Raw genomic sequence first — 26,747 nt, 5'->3', positions numbered from 1 at the left:
TTGTAAAACAGGAAGGAGTTTCTATTCAATGAAAATTACAGCTATTCATCTTTACGCAATTCGTTTACCGCTTCGCAGTCCGTTTGTTATTAGTTATGGCTCTTATTCTGATATGCCCTCTATTATCGTCAAAATGGAAACAGATGAAGGTATTATCGGTTACGGTGAAGGCGTTGCTGATGATCACGTCACAGGTGAATCATGGGAAAGTACTTTCCATACTTTAAAACATACGCTAACCCCTGCTCTAATCGGGAAAAATCCAATGAATATCGAAAAAATACACGACATGATGGACAATACAATTTACGGTGTTCCAACAGCGAAAGCCGCAATTGATATTGCTTGTTTTGATATAATGGGCAAAAAACTAAATCAACCTGTATATCAATTAATTGGTGGGCGCTATCATGAAGAATTCCCTGTCACTCACGTTTTAAGTATTGCCGATCCTGAAGATATGGCTGAAGAAGCTGCTTCTATGATTCAAAAAGGTTACCAATCTTTCAAAATGAAAGTTGGTACGAATGTAAAAGAAGATGTGAAACGTATTGAAGCTGTACGAGAACGTGTAGGAAATGACATCGCTATTCGCATTGATGTAAACCAAGGCTGGAAAAATAGCGCGAACACATTAACAGCACTGCGTTCATTAGGACATTTAAACATTGACTGGATTGAACAACCTGTTATCGCGGACGATATTGATGCCATGGCTCATATTCGTTCTAAAACAGATCTCCCGCTTATGATTGATGAAGGACTAAAAAGTTCTCGTGAAATGCGCCAAATTATTAAATTAGAAGCTGCCGATAAAGTGAATATAAAACTAATGAAATGCGGCGGCATATATCCAGCTGTAAAGCTCGCTCATCAAGCTGAAATGGCCGGCATTGAATGCCAAGTGGGATCAATGGTCGAATCCTCTGTTGCCTCTTCCGCAGGATTCCATGTCGCTTTCTCAAAGAAAATCATTACGAGCGTAGAGCTAACAGGACCATTAAAATTCACGAAAGACATTGGAAACTTACATTACGATGTACCATTCATTCGCTTAAACGAAAAGCCGGGACTCGGCATTGAAATAAACGAAGATACACTACAAGAACTAACCGTCTTTCAAGACGTTGTACGCTAAAGGAGGACTATCATATGACGGTTCTATACGAAGGAACATTAAAACAAAATAACGAATCATTTCACGTTACATTACTATCACTAGAGCACATCGAACAAATTTTATCACTACAAAACATTGTAGTTGAAGCACTAGAAGATAAAAGTCGTTTACAACCACTCTCACAAGAAGAATTTCAATACATTCTAAAAGGAAACGGCATGATGATCGGTTCTTTTATCGAAAACGAACTCATCGCATTTCGCGCTCTACTCGTCCCGCCTATCGATGATGAACATTTAGGGCTTGATATTGGTTTGCCAGAAAGTGAACTACACCGCGTCATCTATCAAGAAATCTCAAACGTTCATCCGAACTGCCGAGGAAATGGTATGCAAAAAATATTAGCAAACGTCATCATGGACGAATTGCAAAAAGAAGATAGCAAATATGATTATGTATGCTGCACCGTTGCTCCTTTTAACATCCCGAGTTTGAAGGATAAATTTGCGCAAGGGATGGAGATTGCTGTGTTGAAGGAAAAATATGGTGATAGTCTGCGGTATGTTTTTGTGAAGAAATTGCGCGGAGATAATGAAAGAGATTGGACGGATGTTCAAAGTATTCTAATGAGTGATGCTAGTGGACAGCAGGCTTTGCTTTCGGAGGGGTATCGTGGGTATGAGATGGAGAAAGTTGATGAAGAATTTGTTGTGAAGTTTGGACGATAATCTATATACTCGAAAAGAGGAGATGTCCCTTGTGGCATCTCCTCTTTTCGATTTGTTGAACAATCCTGTAGTAAATGAAATTATATCAACGATTTTTCGAATATATCTATCAAAACTCACAATATATCAACGATTTTTAAAATATATCTATCAAAACTTACAATATATCAACGATTCGACAAGAAATATCGATTTACCGACAAAAATTGATATCCCTTCCTAAACCGTCATCTTCCAACTAGATAAAGCTAACCAGTTCTCCATTTCCTTATAATCAGGCATTATCTTCCCGACAAGACGCCAAAAAGAGCGATCATGATTTAAATGAACCATATGACACATTTCATGAACGACTACATAGTCAATTACTCGCTGTGGTGCCATTGCTAGCTTCCAATTGAATGTTAGTTGTAAATTCGAATCGCAAGTACCTCAAGTACGACTACTATCTGTAATACGAATAGAACGTGGTTTTGTTTTGAAATTACTTTGATGCGCTTTAATACTCTTCTCTACTAAAGATTTACACTGCTTATAGTAAAATCGTTTTAAAGCTTGCTGTATTTTCTCATCCTTTAGCTCTTTTACATAAATATGTAACTTATCCCCTTCAAAAATCGCATTGTCTTGCTCAATGCTTGCATCTTGGGAAATCTGTATCGGATACGTATTCCCTAAATACAAAAAGCCCTCTCCTTGATCATAATCCTTTTCCTGTGGTCCATGCGCTCGCTCCGCCATTTCCTTACGAGTTGTCTGAATCCAATCCCACTTCTCCTCTAGCAACTGGACTAAGTATTCAACAGGTGTCCCTTTCGGAGCCTGCACTTCCACATTTCCATACGAATCTACAAAAAGACGCACGGACTTTTTCTTCTTATAAGTTATATGAAAATTAATTGTCTCACCTAAATATGTATGTACCATTTCATCACCTAGCGTATTATTTTACAAATAAAAAAGAGTAGGATACAAACGTCCTACTCTACCTATTATATCATTTACTGCTTTAACGAACTCATTATCCTCTATACTTTACACCTAATCCCTTAATGAAATTCCTTGCGTATCTATCGCCGCACTCTTTGTAATTTTTATGACCTTTTTTTCTTAATAGAGCGCCTAACTCTCCTTTTGTTACCGTAACGCCTACGCTATCTAATATATCAAGTACATCCTCACTCGTTAAAGATAGTGCGATTTTCATTTTCTTTAGAAGAAGGTTATTGGCACTCTCCTTACTCTGTACAGGTGCAGGCTGCCCTGGTTTCGGATCTTGCTTTCCTCTTTTTAAAGTAATAAATCCATTGAAAAATGCCTCTAACATCATCATATCGCATGTTTTTACGTACTCATCTTCGATTACATCCGCATCTTCAGCTTCATGCTGAGGAGCTCTCTTTATTTTTGTAAGCATATCAACTACGTCTTCTTTCGTTACTTCCATCCCGCCGAGTTTAAAGATTTCCACCATATCTATATCTCTTATATCTAAAGCGTATCGTACTCTTTTTAATATATCGTTGTTGCTCATTGCCATTGGGTTTCCTCCTGAAATGTTGATTATTTATTCAGCAGTTAAAGTTTATCCTATAACGTGCTTTAAATTATCATGTTTAAATCTAACCTTTTAGTTATTGTCCGCTAAATTAATACTTTAACATTTTAAAGATATGTTTTATAGTCTTACCCGAACTTTTCTCTATCATTGTATCTACAGAGCTCTTACGTGTTTTTTATATGCCTTTAAAAAGATTTCTCTCTTAACATTAACTAAAAGAAAAAAACAGTGCTTTGATTTCTCAAATACACTGTTCTTTTCCAGCTCTACGCTTATTTTCAACTCACTCATGTCATACATGATTTAACTGCTTAAAAGTTAAACCGTCTCACTATCCTGAGCAACACCAACACTATCCTCAAACTTATCCAACAAAGCACGCACCTCATTGGTCGATTTCGTACTCATCAATTGATTTCTCAATTCCGCAGCTCCTGGGAAGCCCTTCACATAAATTTTGAAGAAGCGGTGAAGTCCTGTGATTGAGCGTGGCAGTACTTCTGCATATTGATCTTGAAGATCAAGTTGTAGTCTTAAAAGATCTAGATGTTCTTTACTGCTATGCTCTCTTGGCTCTTTTTCAAAAGCAAATGGATTTTTGAAGATGCCTCGTCCGATCATTACGCCATCAATGCCGTATTTTTCAGCAAGTTCCAGTCCCATTTTACGATCAAGGATGTCTCCATTTATTGTTATTAACGTATTTGGTGCGATACGGTCACGTAATTTTTTAATTTCCGGAATTAGTTCCCAATGCGCATCTACTTGGCTCATTTCTTCTCTTGTGCGTAAATGAATAGAAAGGTTCGCAATATCTTGTTTGAAAATGTGCGTTAACCAATCTTCCCACTCGCTTAACTCTTTAAAGCCAAGTCTTGTTTTTACGCTGACAGGTAGTCCGCCCGCTTTTGCTGCTTGGATAAGTTCTGCTGCAACGTCTGGACGTAGAATAAGACCACTACCTTTTCCTCTTGATGCTACATTCGGTACAGGGCAGCCCATATTAATATCAATGCCTTTAAATCCTAACTCTGCCATACCAATACTCATTTGACGGAAATATTCAGGATTATCTCCCCAAATATGTGCCACCATTGGCTGTTCATCTTCTGTAAAAATTAAACGACCACGTACACTTTTCATACCTTCTGGATGACAATAGCTATCTGAGTTTGTGAACTCTGTAAAGAATACATCTGGACGACCAGCCTCACTTACTACGTGACGGAAAACAACGTCTGTCACATCTTCCATTGGTGCAAGTACGAAAAATGGTCGTGGTAATTCACGCCAAAAATTATCTATCATTTCAAATTCAAATCCTCTCACTATGAATACAATTTCAAAATCTCAATTTATAATTTGTGAAAATCAGCAATATTTATTTTAACTAAAATCGCTTATGAATGGTATTTTTGTAAACCAAAAAGCAGATGGTATAGATTTTCCTATATCAACTGCTTTCCTACTTATACTAACTTAAGCCAAGCCACACACTCCACATGAGTCGTATGCGGGAACATATCAACAGGCTGTACTTCCTGTGTTTTATATCCGCCTTCTTCTAGTACTTTTAAGTCACGTGCTAATGTTGCTGGGTTACACGATACGTATACGACGCGGTTTGGCTTCATGTCGATGATTGTGTTTAGTAATGCTTCGTCACAGCCTTTACGCGGTGGATCTACGACCATTGTGTCGGCGATTACGCCTTCTTTGTACCATTTTGGAATGACTACTTCTGCTTCTCCTACGCCAAATTCAGCGTTTGTCATGTTGTTTAGTGCTGCGTTTCGGTTTGCGTCTTCGATTGCTTCTGGGACGATTTCAACGCCGTACACTTTTTTCGCTTTTTGCGCTAGGAATAACGAGATTGATCCGATTCCGCAATAGGCATCGATTACTGTTTCGTTACCATTTAATTTTGCGTATTCTAACGTTTTATCGTATAGCACTTTCGTTTGTTCTGGGTTTACTTGATAGAATGAACGTGCTGAAATCGCAAATTTAATGTCACCGATAAAGTCATAAATATATTCTGATCCGTACAGTACTGTCGTTTTATCTCCGAAAATTACGTTTGTACGCTTCGTATTTACGTTTTGAACGATTGATTTTACTTCTGGGAATTTCGCTGCAATTTCTTCAACGATTGCTTTTTTGTTTGGCAATTCCGCTGTACGCGTAATGAAGACAAGCATAATTTCCCCTGTTACTTGTCCGTAACGAGCCATTACGTGACGAAGTGTTCCTTTGTTACGCTCTTCGTTATACGCAGTGATACCGTGCTTTTCACAAATACGTTTTACTTCTTGAATTAATGTATCGTTTTCTTCTGCCTGAATTAAGCATGATTCCATATTAATGATGTCATGCGTTCCTTGGCGATAGAAACCAGCTACAAGCCCACCTTCACGTTCTCCGATTGGTACTTGTGCTTTATTGCGGTATACCCACGGGTTCTTCATGCCAAGTACAGGATGAACAGGAACATCACCTAGTCCTCCGATACGCTGCATAACGTCACGTACTTGTTTTTCTTTCGCTTGTAATTGTCCTTCATAAGTTAAGTGCTGAAGCTGACAACCGCCGCACTGATTATATACTGGGCATTCAGCATCTTTACGATATGGACTTTCTGTATGAAGCTTCATTAAACGACCAAATGCAAAGTTTTTCTTCACTTTAATAATTTTAATTTGCGCTTCTTCACCTGGTAATCCGTTTTTAACGAAAATAGGATAGCCCTTTACTTTCGCAACACCGGCACCATCATGTGTTAAATCTTCAAATACTACATCTATAAACTCGTTTTTCTCAACTGGTGGCGTCATTTTAGTACTCATTTTCCGACCTCTCTTTTTCATAACACTGCGTTACATTTTATCATACTTATATGGTCTTTTTCTATTGGAAGAAAAAAAGCTATTGACGATACTTCTCTGTTAATGTTACGCTACTACTAATTTAATACGGACGATGTTACCTCATATATACTTGATAATATGGATCGAGAGTTTCTACCCGGCAACCTTAAATTGCTGGACTATGGGGAAAACTAATGAATATTAGCCTATGCGTAAAAAAGGACTCATATTGATTAGCTTTCTCTCATAGATGAAAGTGAATCCATATGGGTCTTTTTTTATTTTTATTTTTCTAAAAGGTCAGACATCTTACGTATGACATAAAACCTCGTTCTTTTATTTTTAGTAATATAACGAACGTTTTATGTACAAACTTTATACGAACTTCTGAAAGGGGCAACTACATGCAATATGTAATGAGCATTATCGGTATTCTTGCCGTGTTAGGTTTATGTTTTGCTTTGTCAAACAACAAAAGTAAAATCAACTTCCGTGCAATTGCAATTATGATTGGTTTCCAAATTTTAATCGGTTGGTTTATGTTTGCTACAAAGATTGGTCAACAAATCATTATTTTCATTAGTAAAGTTTTCAACAAACTAATTAAACTTGGTACGACAGGTGTCGATTTTCTCTTTAATGGAATTCACAGAGATTTTGTCTTTTTCTTAAACGTATTATTAATTATCGTATTTTTCTCAGCACTACTTTCAATCTTTAGTTATTTAGGTGTTTTACCATTCATCGTTCGTGTTGTCGGCGGTGCAATTTCAAAAATTACTGGTTTGCCGCGCGTTGAGTCATTCCACGCAGTAAACTCTGTATTCTTCGGTTCAAGTGAAGCGTTAATCGTCATTAAAAACGATTTACAGCATTTCAATAAAAATCGTATGTTTATCATTTGTTGTTCTGCGATGAGCTCCGTTTCTGCTTCTGTTACAGCATCATACGTAATGATGTTAGATGCAAAATACGTACTAGCAGCTCTTCCGCTAAACTTATTCTCAAGCTTAATCGTTTGTTCGTTATTAACACCAGTTGATACGAAAAAAGAAGATGAAGTGATTCAAAAATTTGATAGAACTCTATTCGGAGACAGCTTTATCGGCGCAATGATTAACGGTGCGCTTGATGGTTTAAAAGTAGCTGGTATCGTTGCCGCATTAATGATCGCCTTTATCGGTGTGATGGAAGTTGTAAACTACGTAATTAGTGCAGCTTCAGGCGCAATGGGACATGCTGTTACTTTACAACAAATCTTCGGTTACGTACTTTCTCCATTCGCATTCTTAATGGGTATTCCAACTCAAGATATTATCCCAGCTGGTGGTATTATGGGTACGAAGATTGTTTTAAACGAGTTTGTAGCAATCCTTGATTTAAAAGACACAGCTACAACATTAGCTCCACGTACAGTTGGAATCGTTACAGTATTCTTAATTAGCTTCGCAAGTATTAGCCAAATTGGTGCAATCGTTGGTACAATCCGTGCCCTTTCTGAAAAACAAGGAAGCGTTGTTTCTAAATTTGGTTGGAAAATGCTATTTGCATCAACACTTGCTTCTATTTTATCTGCAACAATCGCTGGATTGTTTATTTAATAAAAAATCACCTTACTTTAACGAGTAAGGTGATTTTTTTGATTCTTTATGCAATCGAACGGAATTCGACTACTTCCTCGTTACTAATAAGTTTTCCTTCGTGTATGCCTTTTACTGAAATAACCATAACAGATTTATCTTCTCCTTCAAGCTTTCCTAAAGAGAATAAATAGATTAAATTTTCTTTTTGTAACATCCATTGTTTTCCATTTACTCGACCTAATATTCTTTTTTCTGAAGATGGCTTTATTTCTCCAACATACTGACATTCTCCAAAAGAAGTTTTTATTATATTCTTCTCTGTATCAATTACTAGATGCTGGAATAGTTCTAGGTTTCTACTTGAAACAATTTCAATTTCATGGTTACTTTTTTGCTTAAATTGAAGTTTTCCATCACTTGTATTAGATAAACTACTATTCTCAACGGCGTTTCTAAAAAAGTTATATTCTTCTTCTGTAATACCAAAGTTAGGATGATACGGCTTCACCTGTTTATCTATATGCCCTGATATGTAGTTTACGTACCACTCTTTATCATTCTTCACATGATCACTCATCTTTTTAGTAATAACCTCTACTTTTTTACGTGTATCACGATCCATCTCTAGTGTCATAATATCCGCCGTCACTTCCGCATTCATAAGATGCGATGGAATATACTCTTCCACACTATTCGCTTTACTCACTTCACTTTGGCAACCAACTATAAATAGCGATATGAAAAAGATATATATTATTTTTTTATATTTCATTTCTATTCTCCACTCCATACATTATTCTTACTTAGTTTTATAGCGGTTTTTATTATAGTATAAAATCTTTATATTTTAATAAAATCCATATCTGTATGCAAAATTGCATATCAATAAGTCTTCTTCTTACTTTAAAATTAGCTTAAATTACTTTCCAAATTATACAAATAACAAGCTTAAAATGTTATAATTTTCAAAAAACATTGGAGGATATTATGAAAGCCCACGCAATTTTCGATTTCTTACATTTACTAGTCTTAACGCTGAAAAGCTATTATGTATGGGGAATGCCTATCTATGTCTTCATTATTCCTCTTATCTTTGTAGTTGGTTATATCATTATTAATTCTAATAAGAAACAAAAAAATACATCTATTCAAAGTCACTAATCTATTACCTTAATAGCCTCCTAAAAATCATATTCCCCTCATTTTCTTCAAATGATATGATGAACAAGGGTATATCCCCACCACTCTTATAGCGGTGGGGATTTTAATGTCAATATGCAACATACTACACAATAGAAGGTGATTTTCATGAGAAAATACGCAGCAATTGCTTTATGTACGTCTGCCATTCTAGCAGGCTGCAATACTAGCAATGTAAGCCAAGAACCTAAAAAAGAGAAAAAGGTTCAAGAAGTAGCTAAACAAAAAGAGACTGTACAAGAACAAGGTAAAATTTCTTATACTCCCATCACATACGAATCTACAGACACTACTATTCATATGACAGATATAAAAGATAATTTAACTGAAGTACAATATAAAATTTGGCGCACAGCTGATGGCAAGGAAAGTGCTAAATCTTTTTCTTCTAAAGAAAAAGAGAAGCAATTCACACTTCCTTTTGATATAAAGGAATTTGAAGGAAAACGCGGTGAGTTCCAAATTGAAGCAACAGGAATGAAAGAAGATGGGAAAACAATCCCGCTTACGAAATCTACTATTACTTTCGAACAAAAGGTTCCTGTTCTTATGTATCACGCAATTGATGATTATCATGGTCAAGGTATTAAAGACTTATTCGTATCACCAGCTAACTTTGAAGCACAAATGAAACATTTAAAGGACAATGGTTATACGCTGTTAACGTTTGAACGCTGGGGCGATATAAATAAAGTAAATAAGCCGATTTTCGTTACATTTGATGACGGTATGAAAAATAATATGAATGCATTTCGCGTTTTACAAAAGCTAAAAGATGATACTTTTAAACCGGCAGCAACAGAATATATGATTGTTGATAACGTTGATGTAGAAGGAGCATTGTCTACTTCTGAAATAAAAGAAATGGTTGATTCCGGCATTTTCTCGGTGCAATCTCATACTGCAACACATGCAGACTTACCGAAAATTACAAACTATGAGGAAGAGTTAAAAGGTTCAAAAGAAAAACTAGAAAAAATAACAGGTAAGCCTGTTATCGCGATTGCTTATCCATTCGGTCATGTAGATGATAAGGTTGTTACAGAAACGAAGAAGTATTATCAATTTGCGACGACGACAAAGCCTGGGCAATTCATTACGAAGGGTGAACCTGATGAATTGTTAAAGATGAAGCGCGTTCGTATACACCATACAACGACTGTAGAGCAGTTTGCTTCTTCAATTAAGTAAATATAAGGGCTCAATACATTTTGAGCTCTCTTTTTACTTTATATTTATATATATTTTTAGAATTTTCTTGTATTATATATAGTAAGAAATCTTTCAAATTAAAGGAGATTATACATATGTCATTTGAACAAACGTTAGAGAAATATGCTGCTCTTGCAGTTAATGTTGGTGTTAATATTCAACCTGGACAAACTTTATCAATTAGTGCACCTCTTGAAGCTGTACAATTTGTACGCCTCGTTACAGAAAAAGCATATAAATCTGGTGCAAAACACGTATATGTAGATTGGAATGATGAGACGTTAACACGCTTAAAGTTCGATCTAGCTCCTGAAGAAGCTTTCGCTGAATTTCCATCTTGGAAAGCACATGCTCGTGAAGAATTAGCAAAAGAAGGCGCTGCATTTATGTCTATCTATGCAGAAAACCCTGATTTATTAAAAGGTGTAGAAGCATCGCGTATTGCAACAGCTCATAAAGTAGCTGGAGAAGCAATGAAAGTATACCGTGATTACGTACAAGCAGATAAAGTAAGTTGGTGTGTCATTTCTGTTCCTACGAAAGAATGGGCTGCGAAAGTATTCCCTGACGTAGCGCCAGAAGAACAAGAAGCAAAGTTATGGGATGCTATTTTCAAAGCTACTCGTGCTGATTTAGAAAATCCTGTAGAAGCATGGAAAGAACATGATGAAACATTACATACAAAAGTGGATTACTTAAACGAAAAGCATTATAAAGCTCTTCACTATACAGGTCCTGGAACAGATTTAACAATCGAACTTCCAGAAAAACATGTATGGGCTGGTGCTGGTAGCTTAAATGAAAAGAACGTACCATTTATGGCTAATATTCCAACTGAAGAAGTATTTACAATGCCACTTAAAACAGGTGTAAACGGCCAAGTTTCTAGTACAAAACCGTTAGTATTTGCAGGTAATATTATCGATAATTTCACGTTAACATTTGAAAACGGGCGTATCGTAGACTATAAAGCTGAAGCTGGTGAAGAAGCTTTAAAACATTTAGTAGAAACAGATGAAGGTTCTCACTTCTTAGGAGAAGTAGCTTTAGTGCCTCATGACTCACCAATTTCAAACACAAATGTTTTATTCTACAATACACTATTTGACGAAAATGCATCTTGCCACCTTGCAATCGGAAATGCTTATGCATTTAACTTAGTTGGCGGAAAAACAATGTCTAAAGAAGAACTTGCTGAAAACGGCGCAAACGCTAGTATCACACACAACGACTTCATGATTGGATCAGCTGAGCTTGATATTGACGGTATTACTGCTGATGGCAGACATGAGCCTATCTTCCGTAAAGGTAACTGGGCGTTTTAAATTTATTACCATAAAGAAACACATTGGATAATCCAATGTGTTTCTTTATTTATTTGGTTTCAATTCAAATTTTATCGTTCTATTTTCATGCGTAAACTCCGGTCTATATGTAGCGATATACGTATTTTCTTTCGCTACGTCAAATAGCATGATATCTTGAATTTTTTCATCTGGTGCTAACTTTTTACTAATAAAGCTATCAGGGTTATTATATTCTTTAAATCTTGTACCTTTCTTATCGGTAATCTCAAATTCATAAAATGCAAAAGGTATTTCCTTTTTACTATTATTTTCCACTTTGAAAATAACCCCCAAAATCTCTTCTTTCTTTTTATCCTCATCATAATCCGGATATCCTAATTCAACTGAATCGATAGTTACTTGCAAACCATCTACGTCTACTGTCTCCCCTATTTTATACACTTTATCTTGAACATCTTCTTGTTTACTTTCATTACTATCTTTAGTCTCAGTGCAAGCACTTAAACTAAAAGCTATGCCAAAAATTAAAACAATTTGACTCACCTTTTTTAACATACTCTTTCCTCCACATAAGACAATATTTCATATGTATCATAACAAAACGCTTTACTCTTTCTTGTCATATTTTGTCGTATTAATTGCTAACTGCACAAATAGAAAAAAGCTATCTTCTACAAAAGATAGCTTTCATGATGCCGATGAAACCTTAAGCCCAATGACACCCAAAACAATAAAGAGAATACAAAATGCTTGGAATAAGCTAATATGCTCTTTAAAAAAGTACACACTAATGATTGTAATAAGTAACGTTCCAACGCCAGACCAAATGGCATAAGCAATACTTAAATGAATCTTTTTAACGACGATAGCAAACACGCTGAAACAAATTCCATAAAATACGAAAATAAGTACACTTGGAACGAGCTTTGTTAAACCATTTGATAGTTTCATCGCAATTGTTCCAGCCACTTCAAAAATAATTGTAACAAGTAATAATAGCCAATATACCATACTAGAATCTCCTTCTCTGTTACCTTATAGAGATTCTAGTATACTACTTATAGTCCTAATGAAATATATTTAATTTCTAAATATTCCTCGATGCCGAAATGGCCTCCTTCACGGCCGATACCACTTTCTTTAAATCCACCGAATGGTGCTTGTGCAACTGATGGAAGACCATCGTTTAGACCAATAATACCGTACTCTAGCGCTTCACTAATTTGGAATGCTTGGCTAATGTCTTTCGTGAAAATATACGCAGCTAAACCGTATGGTGTATTATTTGCACGTTCAATTACTTCATCAACTGTTTTAAATTTCGCAACTGGTGCCACTGGCCCAAATGTTTCTTCATTCATACAAAGCATCGTATCATTTGCCAACCCAATTACAGTCGGTTGAATGAAATGTCCCTCTAACTCTGCGACCTTTTGACCACCATATAAAACTGTTCCACCTTTTTGAATAGCATCTTCAATATGTTCTTGTACTTTTGAAACTGCATTCTCATCAATAAGTGGCCCGACAGTCGTTCCGTCACCGAAACCGTCTCCTACTTTCAACTGCCCTACTGCCTTTTGGAACTTCTCTACAAATACTTCGTATACTTCTTCTTGAACGAATACTCGGTTTGTACATATACACGTTTGTCCTGCATTACGGAATTTCGAACCAATCACCGCTTCTACTGCTTTATCTAAATCTGCATCATTCATTACGATAAACGGAGCGTGTCCCCCTAACTCAAGCGAAACTTTTTTCATCGTTTGCGCCGCACTAGCCATTAACTCTTTCCCGATTTCCGTTGACCCTGTAAAGGACACTTTTCGAACGCGACCATCTTCCATCCATGTATCAGCAATTGCTTTTGCACTACCTGTTACGATATTGATTACGCCCTTTGGAATATCTGCTTCATGGGCTAATTCAGCTAATTTCAATGCAGTTAATGGCGTTTGACTTGCTGGTTTCACAACGGCTGTACAGCCTGCTGCAAGCGCTGGGGCTACCTTTCTCGTAATCATAGCAGCTGGGAAGTTCCAAGGTGTAATAGCTGCCATAACGCCAACTGGTTGCTTCATAACTAAAATGCGCTTATTCGGATGAGAAGCAGGAATCATTTCACCGTATACGCGTTTCCCCTCTTCTGCATACCATTCAACAAAACTGTTTGCATAATTTACTTCACCAAGCGCTTCTGCAAACGGCTTTCCTTGTTCCTTCGTCATAATCGCTGCGATCTCTTCTTTATTTTCATCAATAAGCGTAAACCACTTTTTTAACTTCGTGGCACGATCTGCTGCCGTTAACTTAGACCACGTTTTAAAAGCTTCATGTGCAGCATCAACAGCTTGCTTTGCCTCTGTTACTCCGCCTTTTGGTACAGTTGCAAATATTTCCTTCGTCGCAGGATTATTTACTTCAATTTGTTCTTGTAGTGTAATCCACTCACCATTTATATACATCGCCTTTTTATCTATACTTACGAAAGTCGCCTTTTTATCCAATGTTTTCTTCCTCCTCTATGAACTTCTTAATTTTCCTAGTAGCAGCAGATTGACTAATTTGCAAAAACTCAGCCACTTTATAACTTGATCCATACGTTTTATACGCTTTAAGAATAATATTTCTCTCTACCTCTTCCAGCATTTTATAAAGGCTTTGCCCCGATTGTTCAACTGCAGCCTCTTGCATAGAGAGTGGCAAATCCTCTACCGTTACAACATCATCGACAGTAATAACAATTCTCTCAATTACATTCTCTATCTCTCTATTGTTTCCTTCCCACGGATATCCGACAAACATTTGTAATGTACCCGGTGCTAGTTTCACATCACGTCCGTACTTTTTATTAAAGTGCTGCAAGTAATGATAAATAAGCGGTAAAATATCTTCTGTTCTTTCCCTAAGCGGGGGAATTGCAATTGGAATGACATTCAGACGATAGTATAAATCTTTCCGAAATGTTCCTTGTTTCACCATCTCGCTTAAATCTCTATTTGTTGCCGCCACAATTCGAACATCTACTTTTTTTAATTCTCTTCCGCCTATAGGACGAAATGTTTTTTCTTGCAATACTTGCAAAAGCTTCGCTTGAATTTCAAGCGGCATTTCACCGATTTCATCTAAAAAAAGAGTTCCTTTATGCGCGGATTCTAATAGTCCCTTTTTCCCTTCACGATTCGCACCTGTAAAAGATCCACCTGAATATCCAAAAAGCTCCGATTCAATTAAATTAGTTGGTAATGCCGCACAATTAATTTCATAGAAACTTTCATGCTTACGGTGACTCACTTCATGTAAATAGCGTACTAATCGACTTTTTCCTACTCCAGTCTCGCCTAAAACGAGAACAGTACTATCCACTACAGATACTTTTTTGATTGTATCGACTATTTTTTGCATAGCTAGACTTTTAAAAATAAGTCCTTCATGCTCATATGTTTCTCTTAATTCTTTTTTATATGTTTTTAGCTGATTATCCATTTCCTCTACCTTTTGACGTAATTGATAGAGTTCAGTAAGGTCGCGAGAATAACTAATCACTCTTCTTAAATTTCCCTCATCATCAAAAACAGGCCTTGTACGAACGTGTAAATACTCTCCTGATTTTGTAGTTTGAACGAGTTCAATTGGCCTCTTTTTTTCAATCACTTCTAATGTCGCTGATGGATAAAAGATTCCATCCTTTTGTAGTTCTTTTACATGCTTACCAACTAACTCTTCTGCAGCTAGTTGGTAGTGCCTTTCACATGTACTATTTACACGTACAACGATCCCTTGCTCATCTGTAACAAAAATTTCGTCAAACGCATATTCAAATACATCTTTTAAATCCATTAACACTCGTTCCTTTTCTGCAACCATCCTAGCCACCCCTAACTTCAAATCCATCGATCCACTTCACTATCTTTATTATAAAGCGAATTTTCTGCATTTAATATAGAGTCAGCTAGAATGTTTGCTATTTATACTTCAGTTTTTAAACGCGAGCGATGTTCGTTTGCTCATAACAAGCTTGCAATGATTCTTCAATTATTGTTAAACCTTCTTCAAGTTGCTCATCTGTAATAACTAAAGGCATTAACACACGGATAACATTTCCATACGTTCCTGCTGATAATAAAAGTAACCCACGCTTATTTGCTTCTGCACATAGATTAGCCGTTAACGTTTTGTCAGGTGCTTTCGTCTTACGATCTTGAACGACCTCAAATGCACACATTGCTCCTAACCCACGCACATCACCGATGCAATGATATTTATTTTTCATCTCTTCGAATCGGTTCATTACGACTTTTCCTAATTCTATCGCTCTATCATTTAATTTCTCATTTTCTATTACATCGAGAACAGCTAATGCAGCTGCACATCCTAATGGACTTCCTGCATACGTTCCACCAAGTTCACCTGGTGCAGATTCATTCATAATTTCTTTACGTCCAATGACACCACTTATCGGTACACCAGCCCCTAATGATTTAGACACTGTAATTAAATCTGGAACGACATCATAGTGATCAATTGCAAAATATTTTCCTGTACGACTAAAGCCTGTTTGTATTTCATCCGCTACAAATAAGATGCCGTTCTCTGAACAAATGCGGCGTACTTCTTGAACAAATTTCTTACTTGGGACGATAAATCCACCTTCCCCTTGAACAGGTTCCATTACAACAGCTGCAATTGTTTCTGGTGCTACTTCCGATATGAAGAAGTTCTTAAACTCTTCAATAATAAAATCATCATACTGCTCTTCCGTTAATCCCTCTGGGCGACGATATTCGTATGGAAATGGCGCTTTATATACTTCTGGAGCAAAGGGACCAAACCCAAATTTATATGGCTTCACTTTACTTGTCATCGTCATTGTCATTAATGTACGACCGTGGAAACCTTTAGAAAATGCGATAATACCAGGTCTCTTCGTATATTTACGAGCGATTTTCACCGCGTTCTCAACTGCTTCTGCACCACTATTTAAAAATAGGACTTGCTTATCGAAACTTCCTGGTGCCAATGCCGCAAGCTTTTCTGCTAATTCAATATATGGCTCATACATCATGACATTAAATCCAGTATGAATGTATTGATCGACTTGTTTATGGAGCGCTTCTTTAACCGTTGGATGACAATGCCCTACGTTAATTGTCCCGATTGCTCCTGCAAAATCAATGTACTGATTGTCATCAACATCTGTTACAAGAGCACCATTTGCAGATTGTACAAACGTTGGGATGCCGTTACTTACTCCTTTTGGTACTATATTTTGACGGCGTTCTAATAAAGATGCCGCTTTCGGTCCTGGAATTTGTTCATTTACTTTAGCAAATTTTTTTGTGTTCATTGCGTACCCCATCCTTTTCTTTACATTGTTTTCTCTTCTTATTGCAAAATATATGCCAACTTTCCTTTCTAGCATTTATCCTATATTCTTTGTATCCAGGCATAAAAAATAAGTCTATAAAGACTCATTAAGAGTCTTTATAGACTTATTTTCCTTACACATTAGACTTTTCTTTCTCCCAGAAAAACTCACCCGATTGAGAAATAAACTCTCCAACAGAATCTAACACTAAATCAGCAAGTGGTTCTAATGTTGGACGGTCTCCCGTACCAGATAGCACCCCAATTGCATAGCAATCACCACCATTTTTAGCTAAATGTAAATCAGTTGGCGTATCTCCAACAACCGCAACCTCACATGATTCTAAATTAAATTTCTCACAAAACACTTCTATAATCTTTTTATCTGGTTTTTGCGCAAGGAATGTATCCGAGGCTATAATATAATCAAAAAAGTTCTCCAACTTATATTGTTTTAAAAATAATTCTGTTGGTGCGAAATCATCCGCCGTGACAACCCCTAATATAAATCCTTTATCTTTTAATGCCTGTAACACTTTCGGTAAATCTGCTGTCATTTTCATATGCGAACGATGCTCATACATAAGGGAAAATAACTTCTCACTTACCCAATGATGCATCTCTTCTTCTCTAGCAGACTCAATATAATTACAAAGCCCCTTCGCTACATCAAGGCTTGTTCCAGCAGCTATTGCACTCCTCGGATTAACAAATGCTCCCTCTACACCAATCTCTTCTAATAAGGTCTGCCCTATTGTACTTGGTAAATGATATAAACTTATACATTCAGCTACAAGTTCTTCAGCTACTTTTATCCAAATTGAATGAAAATCCATTAATGTCCCATCTTTATCAAATAGTATTGCTTTTACCTTCTCCATAGCATCCTACCTCTCGTTTCTTATCTCCTCCAGTGTATCAATAAAATATGGATGTAAAATAAAAGAATTGTAAAAATACCATAAAAATCAAACTAACTCCCAATTTACAATTCATTTTAACAAAGTAAAAAAGGATGCCTTTACAAGGCATCCTCTTGATGTTCAGGAACAAATAGTTCTAAACAATGATATATATTTTCAAATTCCATCGGTGCATCTCCACCATACTCACCATCTAAATTAATCATTAGTTTATCTGGTGAATGTACTTTAATTCGGTTCGCTTGTGTATATAACACTTTTGGATTATTAATATGTTCACCACGTTGTGCTTGTGTTGCTGCTTTAATTAAATCAGCGATAGAACCTTTTTTCAGTACTAATAGGTCAAATAACCCATCGTTAATAGATGCATACGGTGCTACCTTTTCAAATCCACCTACTGAACGAGTATTCGTAATTAAAAACATCGTAATTTCTTCTTGTAGTAACTTTCCATCATACTCAATTTCAACATATGTCGGATGCAATGATGGTAACATCTCGATACCTTTTAGGTAATAAGCAAGTTGTCCTAATACTGTCTTTAACTTACTCGGTACTTCGTATGTTAATTCTGTAATACGACCGCCACCAGCGATGTTAATAAAATATGTATCGTTCGCTCTACCGAGGTCTAATGGCACTGTTTTTCCTTCGCAAATAATATCTGCTGCCTCTTCAATAGAACGAGGTACACCAATCGCACGTGCAAAGTCATTTGTCGTTCCAACTGGAATAATTCCAAATTTCGGGCGGAATTCATGTCCAACTAAACCGTTTACTACTTCATTTAATGTACCGTCGCCACCAGCGGCAATAACAACATCAAACTTACGATCCGCAGCTTGCCTCGCCGCCACAGTAGCGTCTCCAGGACCCGTTGTCGCATGACAAGATGTCTCATAGCCAGCTTGTTCTAATTTTTGTAATACTTCTGGTAAGCTCTTCTTAAATAGCTCACGCCCAGAAGTAGGATTATAAATAATTCTTGCTCGCTTCATCATTTATTAGCACAGGAAATTTCTTTATGCATCGAAAAAGAACATACCGAACTTCTATTCAGTATTCCCATGCCTACCTCCTCTCATCTTGCTATCCTTCTTTTATCCCGCTCAAACAGGCAGTAAGAACCCGATTCGTGTAGTCCATCAAAAGTAAATATTCATTTCAATGGTTTTGTTTTATTTGACCAAAAAATTTATCCCGCTATTTGTGGGCAGTAAATGCCCGATTGGTGTGGGCTAATAATCAGCTTTGGATGAACCTCCCACTGATTAAAGTTTCACTTTATTTCTATCCATTCTTCCATAAAAATTTACATATAACGAATAATAACTATCTATTATTTCATGAGATGAAAAAAAACCTCTATGTTTAGATTTATCATTATTCCCACCTTTTTGCAACTATCATACCATAGTTGCTATACAAACATTTTTCCACTTTTGACAGTTAATCAAACGTTTGTTTAAACGATTTTGTCTCATTTAAACAAACGTTTGATTAACCTAGAAAAACACCCATGTACGGGTGTTTTTCTGCTTAATCTTTAAAAGTCACTACTATTATCGCTTATTAATCTCTTCAAGTAAGATTTTGTTAACAAGCGGTGGATTTGCTTGTCCTTTTGTAGCTTTCATAATTTGACCAACTAAGAACCCAATTGCACGGTCTTTACCGTTTTTAAAGTCTTCGATAGATTGCCCATTATTATCAAGAATTTCTGTTACAACTTTACGAAGTGTACCCTCGTCAGAAATTTGAACAAGACCTTTCGCTTTAACGATTTCTTCTGGGTCTCCACCTTTTTCGATTAATTCATTAAATACTTTCTTCGCAATTTTAGAAGAAATTGTACCTTTTTCAATTAATTGAACCATTTTAGATAAACCAGCAGGCGTTAATGCAACGTCTTTTAATTCTTTTTGTTGTTTGTTTAAGTATGCAAGTACTTCACCCATTAACCAGTTCGATGTTAATTTCGCATCAGCACCGTCTGCAACAGTCGCTTCAAAGAAATCAGACATTTCTTTCGTTAATGTTAATACGTGTGCATCATAAGCTGGTAAGCCAATTTCTGCAACGTAGCGAGCTTTACGCGCATCTGGAAGTTCTGGAATAGAAGCTCGAACTGCTTCTTTCCACTCATCGTCGATGTAAAGTTCAACTAAGTCTGGCTCCGGGAAGTAACGGTAATCGTCAGATCCTTCTTTCACACGCATTAAGATTGTTTTCTTCGTTGCTTCATCATAACGACGTGTTTCTTGTTGGATGATACCACCAGATAACAGTTCTTTTTCTTGGCGCACTTGCTCGTGCTCAAGACCTTTTTGTACGTAAGTGAATGAGTTTAAGTTTTTCAGTTCCGCTTTTGTACCAAACTTCTCTTGTCCAACTGGACGAAGAGAAATGTTCGCATCACAACGCAGAGAACCTTCTTCCATCTTACAATCAGATACACCAGTATATTGAATGATTGATTTTAACTTCTCTAAGTATGCATATGCTTCTTCTGGCGTACGCATATCTGGCTCAGATACGATCTCGATTAAAGGCATACCTTGACGGTTGTAGTCTACTAATGAACCATCAGCTGTATGCGTTGATTTACCAGCATCTTCTTCTAAATGAAGACGTGTAATACCGATACGTTTCTTTTTACCGTCTACTTCGATTTCAATCCAACCATTTTCACCAATTGGCTTATCAAATTGAGAAATTTGGTAAGCTTTCGGATTATCTGGATAGAAATAGTTTTTACGGTCGAACTTCGTTTCCGTTGCGATCTCACAGTTTAATGCCATTGCAGCTTTCATTGCAAAGTTAACTGCTTCTTTATTTAAAGTAGGAAGTACCCCTGGGTATCCTAAGTCAATTACACTTGTTTGTGTATTTGGCTCCGCTCCGAATTCTGTTGGACTCGCAGAGAAAATTTTCGAATTTGTTTTTAACTCAACGTGAACCTCTAAACCAATAATTGTTTCTAAATTCATCTATGCTCGCCTCCTTACAGACTTGCTTTTTTTGTATGATAGTCTGTTGCTTGCTCAAACGCATGTGCAACGCGGTAAATTGTCGCTTCATCGAAGTGTTTACCAATGATTTGTAGACCAAGTGGCATGTTGTTAGCACCGAATCCACATGGAACTGAAATCGCTGGAACACCCGCTAAGTTTACTGGGATTGTTAAAATGTCATTTGCATACATTGTCATTGGGTCGTCAACTTTTTCTCCAACTTTAAATGCCGGAGTTGGTGTTGTTGGTCCAATAATAACATCATAGTTAGCAAATACATTTTCAAAGTCATTTTTAATTAATGTACGTACTTGTTGTGCTTTTTTGTAATATGCATCATAGTAACCAGAGCTAAGGGCAAATGTACCAAGCATAATACGACGTTTAACTTCATCACCGAAACCTTCACTACGTGTGTTTTTGTAAAGATCTAATAAGTTATTTACATTATCAGAACGAACACCGTAACGCACGCCATCAAAGCGTGAAAGGTTAGCAGATGCTTCAGAAGAAGATAATAAGTAATACGTTGCTAGAGCGTATTTAGAGTGCGGAAGAGATACTTCCTCCCAAGTTGCGCCCATACCTTCTAATACTTTTAAAGCAGCTAGTACTGACTCACGAGCTTCTTCGCCAACACCTTCGCCTAAGTATTCTTTCGGTACAGCAATGCGTAAACCTTTAACATCGCCTGTTAAACCAGCTAAATAGTTTCCAACTTCAACATTTGCAGAAGTTGCATCCATGCGGTCAATACCTGAAATAGCTTGTAATAAGTATGCATTGTCTTCTACTGTACGTGTAATCGGTCCGATTTGGTCAAGTGAAGATGCGAATGCTACTAATCCGTAACGAGATACGCGTCCGTAAGTTGGTTTTAAACCTACAACACCGCAATATGCAGCCGGCTGACGGATAGAACCACCCGTATCAGAACCTAGAGAGAATAGTACTTCTCCCGCTGCTACAGCTGCTGCAGAACCACCACTAGATCCGCCCGGAACGTAATCTAAGTTCCATGGGTTTTTCGTAGCGTAGAATCCTGAGTTTTCATTTGAAGAACCCATTGCAAACTCGTCCATGTTTAATTTACCGATTGTAATCGTGTCAGCAGCTTTTAGCTTTTGCACAACTGTCGCATCATAAATTGGATCGAAGTTTGCTAACATTTTACTCGCACAAGTTGTACGAAGGCCGTTAGTTACAATGTTATCTTTTACACCAATCGGCATACCGAATAATAAACCATTATCTTCAGCGCCGATTTTTGCATCTAATTCTTTCGCTTTTGCGCGTGCATTTTCTTCATCTAATGTAAGAAAAGCTTTTACGTTATCTTCAACATCCGCAATACGTTTGTAAGATTCTTCTACTAAATCCGTAACGGAAATTTCTTTGTTGTTTAATTTCTTATGTAACTCTGATACTGAATGATCAAATAATGACATCGAAATTCCCCTCCTCTATTCTAATACTGCTGGAACACGGATTTGATTATCTTTGTGATCCGGTGCATTTTTTAATACTTCTTCGACTGGTAAACCTTTTTCTGGTACATCTTCACGCATAACATTTTTCATAGTTAATACATGAGTTGTTGGTTTTACATCTGTTGTATCTAATTCATTTAACTGTTCTGCAAATGTAACAATTGCATCTAGTTGTTTTTGAAATTTTTCAGCTTCTTGATCAGTAATTGCAAGACGTGCTAAATGTGCTACGTGCTTTACATTCTCAACGGAAATTCTTGACACGGCTAGGCCACCTCCATAATATATCGTTCAATCTACAATACTATTGATGATACCAAATTTTCAGTACTTCAAGCAAGTCAACACACGGCACTTACGCCATTTTTACATAAAAAAAGAAAGGCAAATGCCTTTCTTTACAATTTACTCTTTATCTAACGGTTTATTTTTCGGAAATCTCTCGTTATCTTCTTCATTATCACGAATTGTTTTTTGTAACACAAAACAAGACATCGTTAAAAATAGTGTTCCAATTAAATAGTATCCTTTTACACTAAGCGTTTCATCTAACGTATAAATCCCAATTAGCATACCTGAAAGCGCACAAACAAATGAAGTCCATGCTAAAAATGTGAACGCTTGCGTATTACGTCTTCTCATCGTTCTCCCCCTCGTTAGCTGTATACCCATTATAGATAAGTATATTTACCATGATGGATTTTTATGTAAATTCTAGTTTTATATTTATAAATCTATCATAAAAGAATACTATTTTAAAGGTAGTTTTCTTTTTAATCTGAAAAATCAATTAAAAACATTGACAATTATTTCTATTCTACATAAAATAAAAATAAATATTACGAACCTCGAAATATACGGGAGTGGAATTAATTGTTGCAATATGAACATTTTTTAGACTTACTGCTAGATAACGCCAAGAAACTTTTCTATCCTGAAGAATGGGTAAGCCTAGATTTAACACTTTCTAAAACAGAAGTATTTTGTTTACTTTGGATGGAGCGAAATACAGATATTACAATGACAAAAATTGCTGACCTTCTTGATATACCGATGAGTACAACGACAGGTGTTGTAAATCGCCTCGTAAAAAAGGGATATATTGAAAGGTACCGTGATGAAAACGACCGACGCATTGTATTAATTCGTTTAACAGAAAACGGCGTAATGCTCGTCCAAGAAGTAAAACAAAATGCAGCCCATTACTTTAACCTAGTGACAGAAGCATTATCAGAAGAAGAAAAAGCATTCTTACTACAAATCTTCCAAAAGATCATGAATCACATCGCTACGTCACAGCAAAAAACAGAAGAAAAGGTTTCTACACCTAAAATGAAAAACATTCCGATTGAATAAAACCCTAGTTGGGTTTTTATTCAATATTTTATTTCGATACTCGTAATATTCGACACTCGAAACAAAGGGGATAGAATAATGAGAATTATTTTGTATACAGGTAAAGGCGGCGTAGGAAAAACTAGCATTTCAGCAGCAACAGCGCTTCAAAGCGCAAAACAAGGATTAAAAACATTAGTAATGAGTACAGATCCTGCTCATAGTTTAGGAGATTCATTTGGTATAAAGCTATCTTCTGAGCCATTAGAAATTCGTGAAAATTTGTGGGCACAAGAAATTAATACGATTTATGAGATGGAAAAAGGCTGGGGGAAATTACAGAAATATATTACGCTACTCTTCACTTCCAAAGCAGCTGATGATATTACAACAGAAGAGTTAACGATGTTTCCTGGTATGGAAGATTTAATTAGCTTACTTCGCGTACTCGATTATTATAAACAAAACACATATGATGTTATTATCATTGATTGTGCTCCAACAGGAGAAACATTAGCAATGCTCAGCTTTCCAGACATGCTCAGCTGGTGGATGGAAAAACTCTTTCCTATTAAAAGAAAAGTTTTAAAAGTTGTTCGCCCTGTAGCTCAACCACTTCTTGGTGTTCCTCTTCCAACCGATGATATTATGGACGAATTAACGAATACACTTGAACAGCTCGGAGAAATGAGAGATATTTTATCAAACCGAGAAATAACAAGTATCCGCATCGTTGTAAATCCCGAAAAAATGGTCATTAAAGAAGCTCAGCGTAGCTTTACTTATTTAAATTTATACGATTATAACGTAGATGCCATTATGATTAACCGCGTCATCCCTAACACTGTCACCGATCCTTATTTTCAAGCATGGAAAGATACTCAAAAAAAATATAAAACATTAATTCAAGATAGTTTTCAGCCGCTTCCTATTTACGAAGCTCCAATGTTTGAACAAGAAGTTGTTGGTTTACCTATGTTAGAGCGTGTAGGAGATGCTTTATTTAAAACTGATCATTGTCCTACTGAAGTGAAATTTAACGGCCGCACACAATATGTAAAAAAAGATGGCGATGATTATATTTTCATTCTTTCTATTCCCTTCTCAAATAAAAGTGAACTTTCATTAAATCAAAAAGGTGATGAACTTATTATTCGAGCCGGTTCTGTTAAACGGAACATCACGTTACCCAAAACATTAACACACCTTTCTATTCAAGGAGCAAAATTTGAAGAAGATGTACTAAATATTCGCTTTGGAGGTGTAGTACATGCATGAGGAATTACTACGAAGGGTAATTCTTACAAAAGTAAAAGTCGGGATGCATATATTAGAAGAGCTACCTAATCCAATCCAGCAATCAGCTAAGCAAATATTAAATATTTTACAAGAGGAACTAGCTGCTTATCCGAAAGAACGAGAGCATCATGATGTTAATTTAAAAAATATCATAATTGAATAACTATCTCTGTATAGAGGGCCTTTTTTAGGCTTTCTATACTTTATTGGAGTGATGTAAGTTGATGAAAAAGCATTCCACTACTATACTCTGGATCATTCCCTTATTATTTTTCATTCATAACCTTGAAGAAGCTTTCCAAATGCCACAATATCTTGCTAATCAATTTTCAATCCGTATTATAACTAGCCAACAATTCTTCATTGCCATTTCCATATTAACAATCTTTGTATTACTTATCGTCTTTCTATATCAACTTAACTTCTTGTCTTCTATATGCTGGATTATTTTTATACAAGGGGCCATCTTCTTTAACTCTGTTCAACATATTATTTTGTTTTTCATTTATCGCTCCTATAACCCCGGCGTAATATCAGCATTTTTCATTACTCTCTTTTCTATTTTCTTTTTTTTATCAAAAAAACACTTAATTCATCAAAAGCAATTCGTAATTACACTCCTTTTCAGCTTATTTTCTTATCCCATTATAATTTGGATTACCTTACTGTTCGCTATCTACTTTCATTCATAAAAAAAGACCAGGAAAACTCCTGGTCCATTACTCTACTTAACAAACATTGGATTCTACGTTATACAAAATTGGAAGGTACAGAATTAGGGTTCGTTTGTTAAGTAGATTATATGTTGAACGAACTAACAGCGGAGGGGTTCCTTCTGTTAGTCCATTAAACCCAATCATTATTTTACGATTTTTTCAAGCTCCTCAAGTGAAAGGTCAACTGAAATTGAACCATCATTTGTTTCTTTCTTAATTGCATCTGTTACTTCTTTTGAATGATATAATTCAATTACTTTTTTCAGTGTTGGATCATCTTTATCTTTCGTACGAGCTGCGAAAATATTAATATAAGGCTTCGCATTTTCATTCTTTGGATCTTCTAAGAAAATAGGATCCTTCGCTGGATCTAATCCAGCTTGACCAGCAACACCGTTATTAATAACTGAAGCTGCTACATCTTTTAATACACGAGGTGTTTGCTGTGCGATAACCGGCGTGATTTTTAATTTCTTCGGATTTTCAGCAATGCCGCTTGGATCTCCAAATAAGCCAAAATCTTTTTTAAGCTTTAATAATCCAGCTGCATCAAGAAGTTTTAATGCACGTGCTTGGTTCGTTGGATCGTTTGGAATTGCAATTTCTGAACCATCTGGGATTTCATTTGCTTTCTTATATTTTTCAGAGTATAAACCCATTGGTGCAATTTGCGTTGTACCAACAGCTGTAATATCTAACTTATGCTCTTTTTTAAATTGCTCTAAGAAAGCAATATGCTGGAATGAGTTTAATTGAATATCTCCATCAGCTAACGCTTTATTTGGCGTTGTGTAATCAGAGAACTCAATCAGTTTAACTTTAATCCCTTCTTTTTCAGCTTTTTTCTTCAAAATTTCCCAAGCGTCTCCATCCGTTCCAGTTACACCGACGCGAACTACTTTTTCTTTCGCTCCTGCACCCGTGTCTCCACTTGAGCAGCCGCTTAATGCTGAGACTCCTACAATCGCTGATAATGCAAATGCTAAAATTTTCTTCATTTTCTTTTCCTCTCTTCCTTT

At 36.3% G+C, this 26,747-nt stretch carries 26 protein-coding genes, 1 pseudogene and 1 riboswitch; of the genes and pseudogenes, 10 read left to right on the top strand and 17 right to left on the bottom strand.

All coding sequences use genetic code 11. The annotated features are described in order from the left end of the window. Positions 1-28 precede the first annotated feature (28 nt). Positions 29-1,138, top strand: a complete 1,110-nt coding sequence (locus BCG9842_RS01815) for a mandelate racemase/muconate lactonizing enzyme family protein (protein ID WP_000704500.1) — start codon at positions 29-31, stop codon at positions 1,136-1,138. A gap of 14 nt (positions 1,139-1,152) precedes the next feature. After that, positions 1,153-1,848 carry a hypothetical protein gene (locus tag BCG9842_RS01810; RefSeq protein ID WP_000217559.1) on the top strand — a complete coding sequence of 232 codons (696 nt, stop codon included), beginning with the start codon at positions 1,153-1,155 and terminating at the stop codon, positions 1,846-1,848. Positions 1,849-2,067: 219 nt separating this feature from the next. On the opposite strand, the pseudogene BCG9842_RS01805 reads toward BCG9842_RS01810, so the two are convergent. From BCG9842_RS01805 to rlmD, 4 genes and pseudogenes are all read right to left on the bottom strand, one after another. Next, positions 2,068-2,775: pseudogene (locus BCG9842_RS01805) on the bottom strand (M48 family metallopeptidase). 94 nt (positions 2,776-2,869) lie between these two features. Further along, on the bottom strand, positions 2,870-3,388 hold the full coding sequence (locus BCG9842_RS01800; protein ID WP_001251723.1) for a DUF1456 family protein: 519 nt from the start codon (positions 3,386-3,388) through the stop codon (positions 2,870-2,872). 339 nt (positions 3,389-3,727) lie between these two features. Further along, on the bottom strand, positions 3,728-4,717 hold the full coding sequence (locus BCG9842_RS01795) for a tRNA dihydrouridine synthase (protein ID WP_000566714.1): 990 nt from the start codon (positions 4,715-4,717) through the stop codon (positions 3,728-3,730). Positions 4,718-4,878: 161 nt separating this feature from the next. Then, positions 4,879-6,255 (bottom strand): 23S rRNA (uracil(1939)-C(5))-methyltransferase RlmD, encoded by a 1,377-nt coding sequence (gene rlmD, locus BCG9842_RS01790; RefSeq protein ID WP_000105037.1) that lies wholly within the window; start codon positions 6,253-6,255, stop codon positions 4,879-4,881. Between the two features lie 121 nt (positions 6,256-6,376). Next, positions 6,377-6,478: riboswitch (purine riboswitch) on the top strand. Positions 6,479-6,680: 202 nt separating this feature from the next. Here rlmD and BCG9842_RS01785 point away from each other — a divergent pair. After that, positions 6,681-7,877 carry a NupC/NupG family nucleoside CNT transporter gene (locus tag BCG9842_RS01785; protein ID WP_001200491.1) on the top strand — a complete coding sequence of 399 codons (1,197 nt, stop codon included), beginning with the start codon at positions 6,681-6,683 and terminating at the stop codon, positions 7,875-7,877. A gap of 46 nt (positions 7,878-7,923) precedes the next feature. On the opposite strand, the gene BCG9842_RS01780 is transcribed toward BCG9842_RS01785, so the two are convergent. Beyond that, entirely contained in the window at positions 7,924-8,631 is a 708-nt protein-coding gene (locus tag BCG9842_RS01780; protein WP_000875604.1) for a hypothetical protein, read from the bottom strand. Positions 8,632-8,846: 215 nt separating this feature from the next. On the opposite strand from BCG9842_RS01780, the gene BCG9842_RS31150 reads away from it, so the two are divergent. The 3 genes from BCG9842_RS31150 (at position 8,847) to BCG9842_RS01770 (ending at position 11,596) form a co-directional block, all read left to right on the top strand. Beyond that, positions 8,847-9,020 carry a hypothetical protein gene (locus tag BCG9842_RS31150; protein WP_000643592.1) on the top strand — a complete coding sequence of 58 codons (174 nt, stop codon included), beginning with the start codon at positions 8,847-8,849 and terminating at the stop codon, positions 9,018-9,020. 147 nt (positions 9,021-9,167) lie between these two features. Beyond that, on the top strand, positions 9,168-10,250 hold the full coding sequence (locus BCG9842_RS01775) for a polysaccharide deacetylase family protein (RefSeq protein WP_001233739.1): 1,083 nt from the start codon (positions 9,168-9,170) through the stop codon (positions 10,248-10,250). Positions 10,251-10,366: 116 nt separating this feature from the next. Then, positions 10,367-11,596, top strand: coding sequence for an aminopeptidase (locus BCG9842_RS01770; RefSeq protein WP_000007349.1), 1,230 nt, complete (start codon positions 10,367-10,369; stop codon positions 11,594-11,596). A gap of 45 nt (positions 11,597-11,641) precedes the next feature. On the opposite strand, the gene BCG9842_RS01765 is transcribed toward BCG9842_RS01770, so the two are convergent. From BCG9842_RS01765 to BCG9842_RS01715, 11 genes are all read right to left on the bottom strand, one after another. Next, positions 11,642-12,133, bottom strand: coding sequence for a DUF4352 domain-containing protein (locus tag BCG9842_RS01765; RefSeq protein ID WP_000915102.1), 492 nt, complete (start codon positions 12,131-12,133; stop codon positions 11,642-11,644). Positions 12,134-12,265: 132 nt separating this feature from the next. Then, positions 12,266-12,589, bottom strand: coding sequence for a DMT family transporter (locus BCG9842_RS01760; protein ID WP_000263262.1), 324 nt, complete (start codon positions 12,587-12,589; stop codon positions 12,266-12,268). A gap of 47 nt (positions 12,590-12,636) precedes the next feature. After that, positions 12,637-14,088, bottom strand: coding sequence for an NADP-dependent succinate-semialdehyde dehydrogenase (gene gabD, locus BCG9842_RS01755; protein ID WP_000358137.1), 1,452 nt, complete (start codon positions 14,086-14,088; stop codon positions 12,637-12,639). Continuing rightward, positions 14,081-15,448: a sigma-54 interaction domain-containing protein gene (locus BCG9842_RS01750; protein ID WP_000225147.1), complete on the bottom strand. Its 1,368-nt coding sequence runs from the start codon at positions 15,446-15,448 to the stop codon at positions 14,081-14,083. The genes gabD and BCG9842_RS01750 overlap by 8 nt, the downstream gene beginning before the upstream one ends. 115 nt (positions 15,449-15,563) lie before the next feature. Further along, complete coding sequence (gene gabT / locus BCG9842_RS01745; protein WP_001093004.1) at positions 15,564-16,928, bottom strand: 4-aminobutyrate--2-oxoglutarate transaminase; 1,365 nt, start codon at positions 16,926-16,928, stop codon at positions 15,564-15,566. 154 nt (positions 16,929-17,082) lie between these two features. Further along, positions 17,083-17,829 carry an HAD family hydrolase gene (locus BCG9842_RS01740; protein ID WP_000416657.1) on the bottom strand — a complete coding sequence of 249 codons (747 nt, stop codon included), beginning with the start codon at positions 17,827-17,829 and terminating at the stop codon, positions 17,083-17,085. 140 nt (positions 17,830-17,969) lie between these two features. Beyond that, complete coding sequence (locus tag BCG9842_RS01735) at positions 17,970-18,875, bottom strand: diacylglycerol kinase (RefSeq protein ID WP_000977679.1); 906 nt, start codon at positions 18,873-18,875, stop codon at positions 17,970-17,972. Between the two features lie 561 nt (positions 18,876-19,436). After that, positions 19,437-20,864: an Asp-tRNA(Asn)/Glu-tRNA(Gln) amidotransferase subunit GatB gene (gatB, locus tag BCG9842_RS01730; RefSeq protein ID WP_001047684.1), complete on the bottom strand. Its 1,428-nt coding sequence runs from the start codon at positions 20,862-20,864 to the stop codon at positions 19,437-19,439. A gap of 14 nt (positions 20,865-20,878) precedes the next feature. After that, positions 20,879-22,336 (bottom strand): Asp-tRNA(Asn)/Glu-tRNA(Gln) amidotransferase subunit GatA, encoded by a 1,458-nt coding sequence (gene gatA, locus BCG9842_RS01725; protein ID WP_000051441.1) that lies wholly within the window; start codon positions 22,334-22,336, stop codon positions 20,879-20,881. Between the two features lie 15 nt (positions 22,337-22,351). Then, a complete protein-coding gene (gene gatC, locus BCG9842_RS01720; RefSeq protein ID WP_000086999.1) occupies positions 22,352-22,642 on the bottom strand; it encodes an Asp-tRNA(Asn)/Glu-tRNA(Gln) amidotransferase subunit GatC in 291 nt (96 codons plus the stop codon). Between the two features lie 141 nt (positions 22,643-22,783). Next, on the bottom strand, positions 22,784-23,020 hold the full coding sequence (locus BCG9842_RS01715; protein ID WP_001254393.1) for a YiaA/YiaB family inner membrane protein: 237 nt from the start codon (positions 23,018-23,020) through the stop codon (positions 22,784-22,786). Between the two features lie 231 nt (positions 23,021-23,251). On the opposite strand from BCG9842_RS01715, the gene BCG9842_RS01710 reads away from it, so the two are divergent. From BCG9842_RS01710 to BCG9842_RS29075, 4 genes are all read left to right on the top strand, one after another. Beyond that, on the top strand, positions 23,252-23,734 hold the full coding sequence (locus BCG9842_RS01710) for a MarR family winged helix-turn-helix transcriptional regulator (RefSeq protein ID WP_000942477.1): 483 nt from the start codon (positions 23,252-23,254) through the stop codon (positions 23,732-23,734). A gap of 75 nt (positions 23,735-23,809) precedes the next feature. Further along, entirely contained in the window at positions 23,810-24,991 is a 1,182-nt protein-coding gene (locus tag BCG9842_RS01705) for an ArsA family ATPase (protein WP_079997070.1), read from the top strand. Beyond that, positions 24,984-25,175, top strand: a complete 192-nt coding sequence (locus tag BCG9842_RS01700) for a DUF3926 domain-containing protein (protein ID WP_000544101.1) — start codon at positions 24,984-24,986, stop codon at positions 25,173-25,175. The genes BCG9842_RS01705 and BCG9842_RS01700 overlap by 8 nt, the downstream gene beginning before the upstream one ends. 61 nt (positions 25,176-25,236) lie before the next feature. Beyond that, positions 25,237-25,704 carry an HXXEE domain-containing protein gene (locus BCG9842_RS29075; protein WP_012614727.1) on the top strand — a complete coding sequence of 156 codons (468 nt, stop codon included), beginning with the start codon at positions 25,237-25,239 and terminating at the stop codon, positions 25,702-25,704. A gap of 167 nt (positions 25,705-25,871) precedes the next feature. Here BCG9842_RS29075 and BCG9842_RS01695 read toward each other — a convergent pair whose 3' ends face one another. Continuing rightward, entirely contained in the window at positions 25,872-26,726 is an 855-nt protein-coding gene (locus BCG9842_RS01695; protein ID WP_000721601.1) for a MetQ/NlpA family ABC transporter substrate-binding protein, read from the bottom strand. Positions 26,727-26,747: the final 21 nt, after the last annotated feature.

It is taken from the genome of Bacillus cereus G9842, from assembly GCF_000021305.1.
GTDB classification, from domain to species: Bacteria; Bacillota; Bacilli; order Bacillales; family Bacillaceae_G; genus Bacillus_A; species Bacillus_A thuringiensis_S.
This window is presented reverse-complemented; position numbering and strand designations above follow the sequence as displayed.

Coding starts and splice junctions, on each gene's coding strand:
- BCG9842_RS01815 (WP_000704500.1), top strand. CDS start 29: ATGAAAATTACAGCTATTCATCTTTACGCAATTCGTTTACCGCTTCGC.
- BCG9842_RS01810 (WP_000217559.1), top strand. CDS start 1,153: ATGACGGTTCTATACGAAGGAACATTAAAACAAAATAACGAATCATTT.
- BCG9842_RS01800 (WP_001251723.1), bottom strand. CDS start 3,388: ATGGCAATGAGCAACAACGATATATTAAAAAGAGTACGATACGCTTTA.
- BCG9842_RS01795 (WP_000566714.1), bottom strand. CDS start 4,717: ATGATAGATAATTTTTGGCGTGAATTACCACGACCATTTTTCGTACTT.
- rlmD (WP_000105037.1), bottom strand. CDS start 6,255: ATGAGTACTAAAATGACGCCACCAGTTGAGAAAAACGAGTTTATAGAT.
- BCG9842_RS01785 (WP_001200491.1), top strand. CDS start 6,681: ATGCAATATGTAATGAGCATTATCGGTATTCTTGCCGTGTTAGGTTTA.
- BCG9842_RS01780 (WP_000875604.1), bottom strand. CDS start 8,631: ATGAAATATAAAAAAATAATATATATCTTTTTCATATCGCTATTTATA.
- BCG9842_RS31150 (WP_000643592.1), top strand. CDS start 8,847: ATGAAAGCCCACGCAATTTTCGATTTCTTACATTTACTAGTCTTAACG.
- BCG9842_RS01775 (WP_001233739.1), top strand. CDS start 9,168: ATGAGAAAATACGCAGCAATTGCTTTATGTACGTCTGCCATTCTAGCA.
- BCG9842_RS01770 (WP_000007349.1), top strand. CDS start 10,367: ATGTCATTTGAACAAACGTTAGAGAAATATGCTGCTCTTGCAGTTAAT.
- BCG9842_RS01765 (WP_000915102.1), bottom strand. CDS start 12,133: ATGTTAAAAAAGGTGAGTCAAATTGTTTTAATTTTTGGCATAGCTTTT.
- BCG9842_RS01760 (WP_000263262.1), bottom strand. CDS start 12,589: ATGGTATATTGGCTATTATTACTTGTTACAATTATTTTTGAAGTGGCT.
- BCG9842_RS01750 (WP_000225147.1), bottom strand. CDS start 15,448: ATGGTTGCAGAAAAGGAACGAGTGTTAATGGATTTAAAAGATGTATTT.
- gabT (WP_001093004.1), bottom strand. CDS start 16,928: ATGAACACAAAAAAATTTGCTAAAGTAAATGAACAAATTCCAGGACCG.
- BCG9842_RS01740 (WP_000416657.1), bottom strand. CDS start 17,829: ATGGAGAAGGTAAAAGCAATACTATTTGATAAAGATGGGACATTAATG.
- BCG9842_RS01735 (WP_000977679.1), bottom strand. CDS start 18,875: ATGATGAAGCGAGCAAGAATTATTTATAATCCTACTTCTGGGCGTGAG.
- gatB (WP_001047684.1), bottom strand. CDS start 20,864: ATGAATTTAGAAACAATTATTGGTTTAGAGGTTCACGTTGAGTTAAAA.
- gatA (WP_000051441.1), bottom strand. CDS start 22,336: ATGTCATTATTTGATCATTCAGTATCAGAGTTACATAAGAAATTAAAC.
- BCG9842_RS01715 (WP_001254393.1), bottom strand. CDS start 23,020: ATGAGAAGACGTAATACGCAAGCGTTCACATTTTTAGCATGGACTTCA.
- BCG9842_RS01700 (WP_000544101.1), top strand. CDS start 24,984: ATGCATGAGGAATTACTACGAAGGGTAATTCTTACAAAAGTAAAAGTC.
- BCG9842_RS29075 (WP_012614727.1), top strand. CDS start 25,237: ATGAAAAAGCATTCCACTACTATACTCTGGATCATTCCCTTATTATTT.
- BCG9842_RS01695 (WP_000721601.1), bottom strand. CDS start 26,726: ATGAAGAAAATTTTAGCATTTGCATTATCAGCGATTGTAGGAGTCTCA.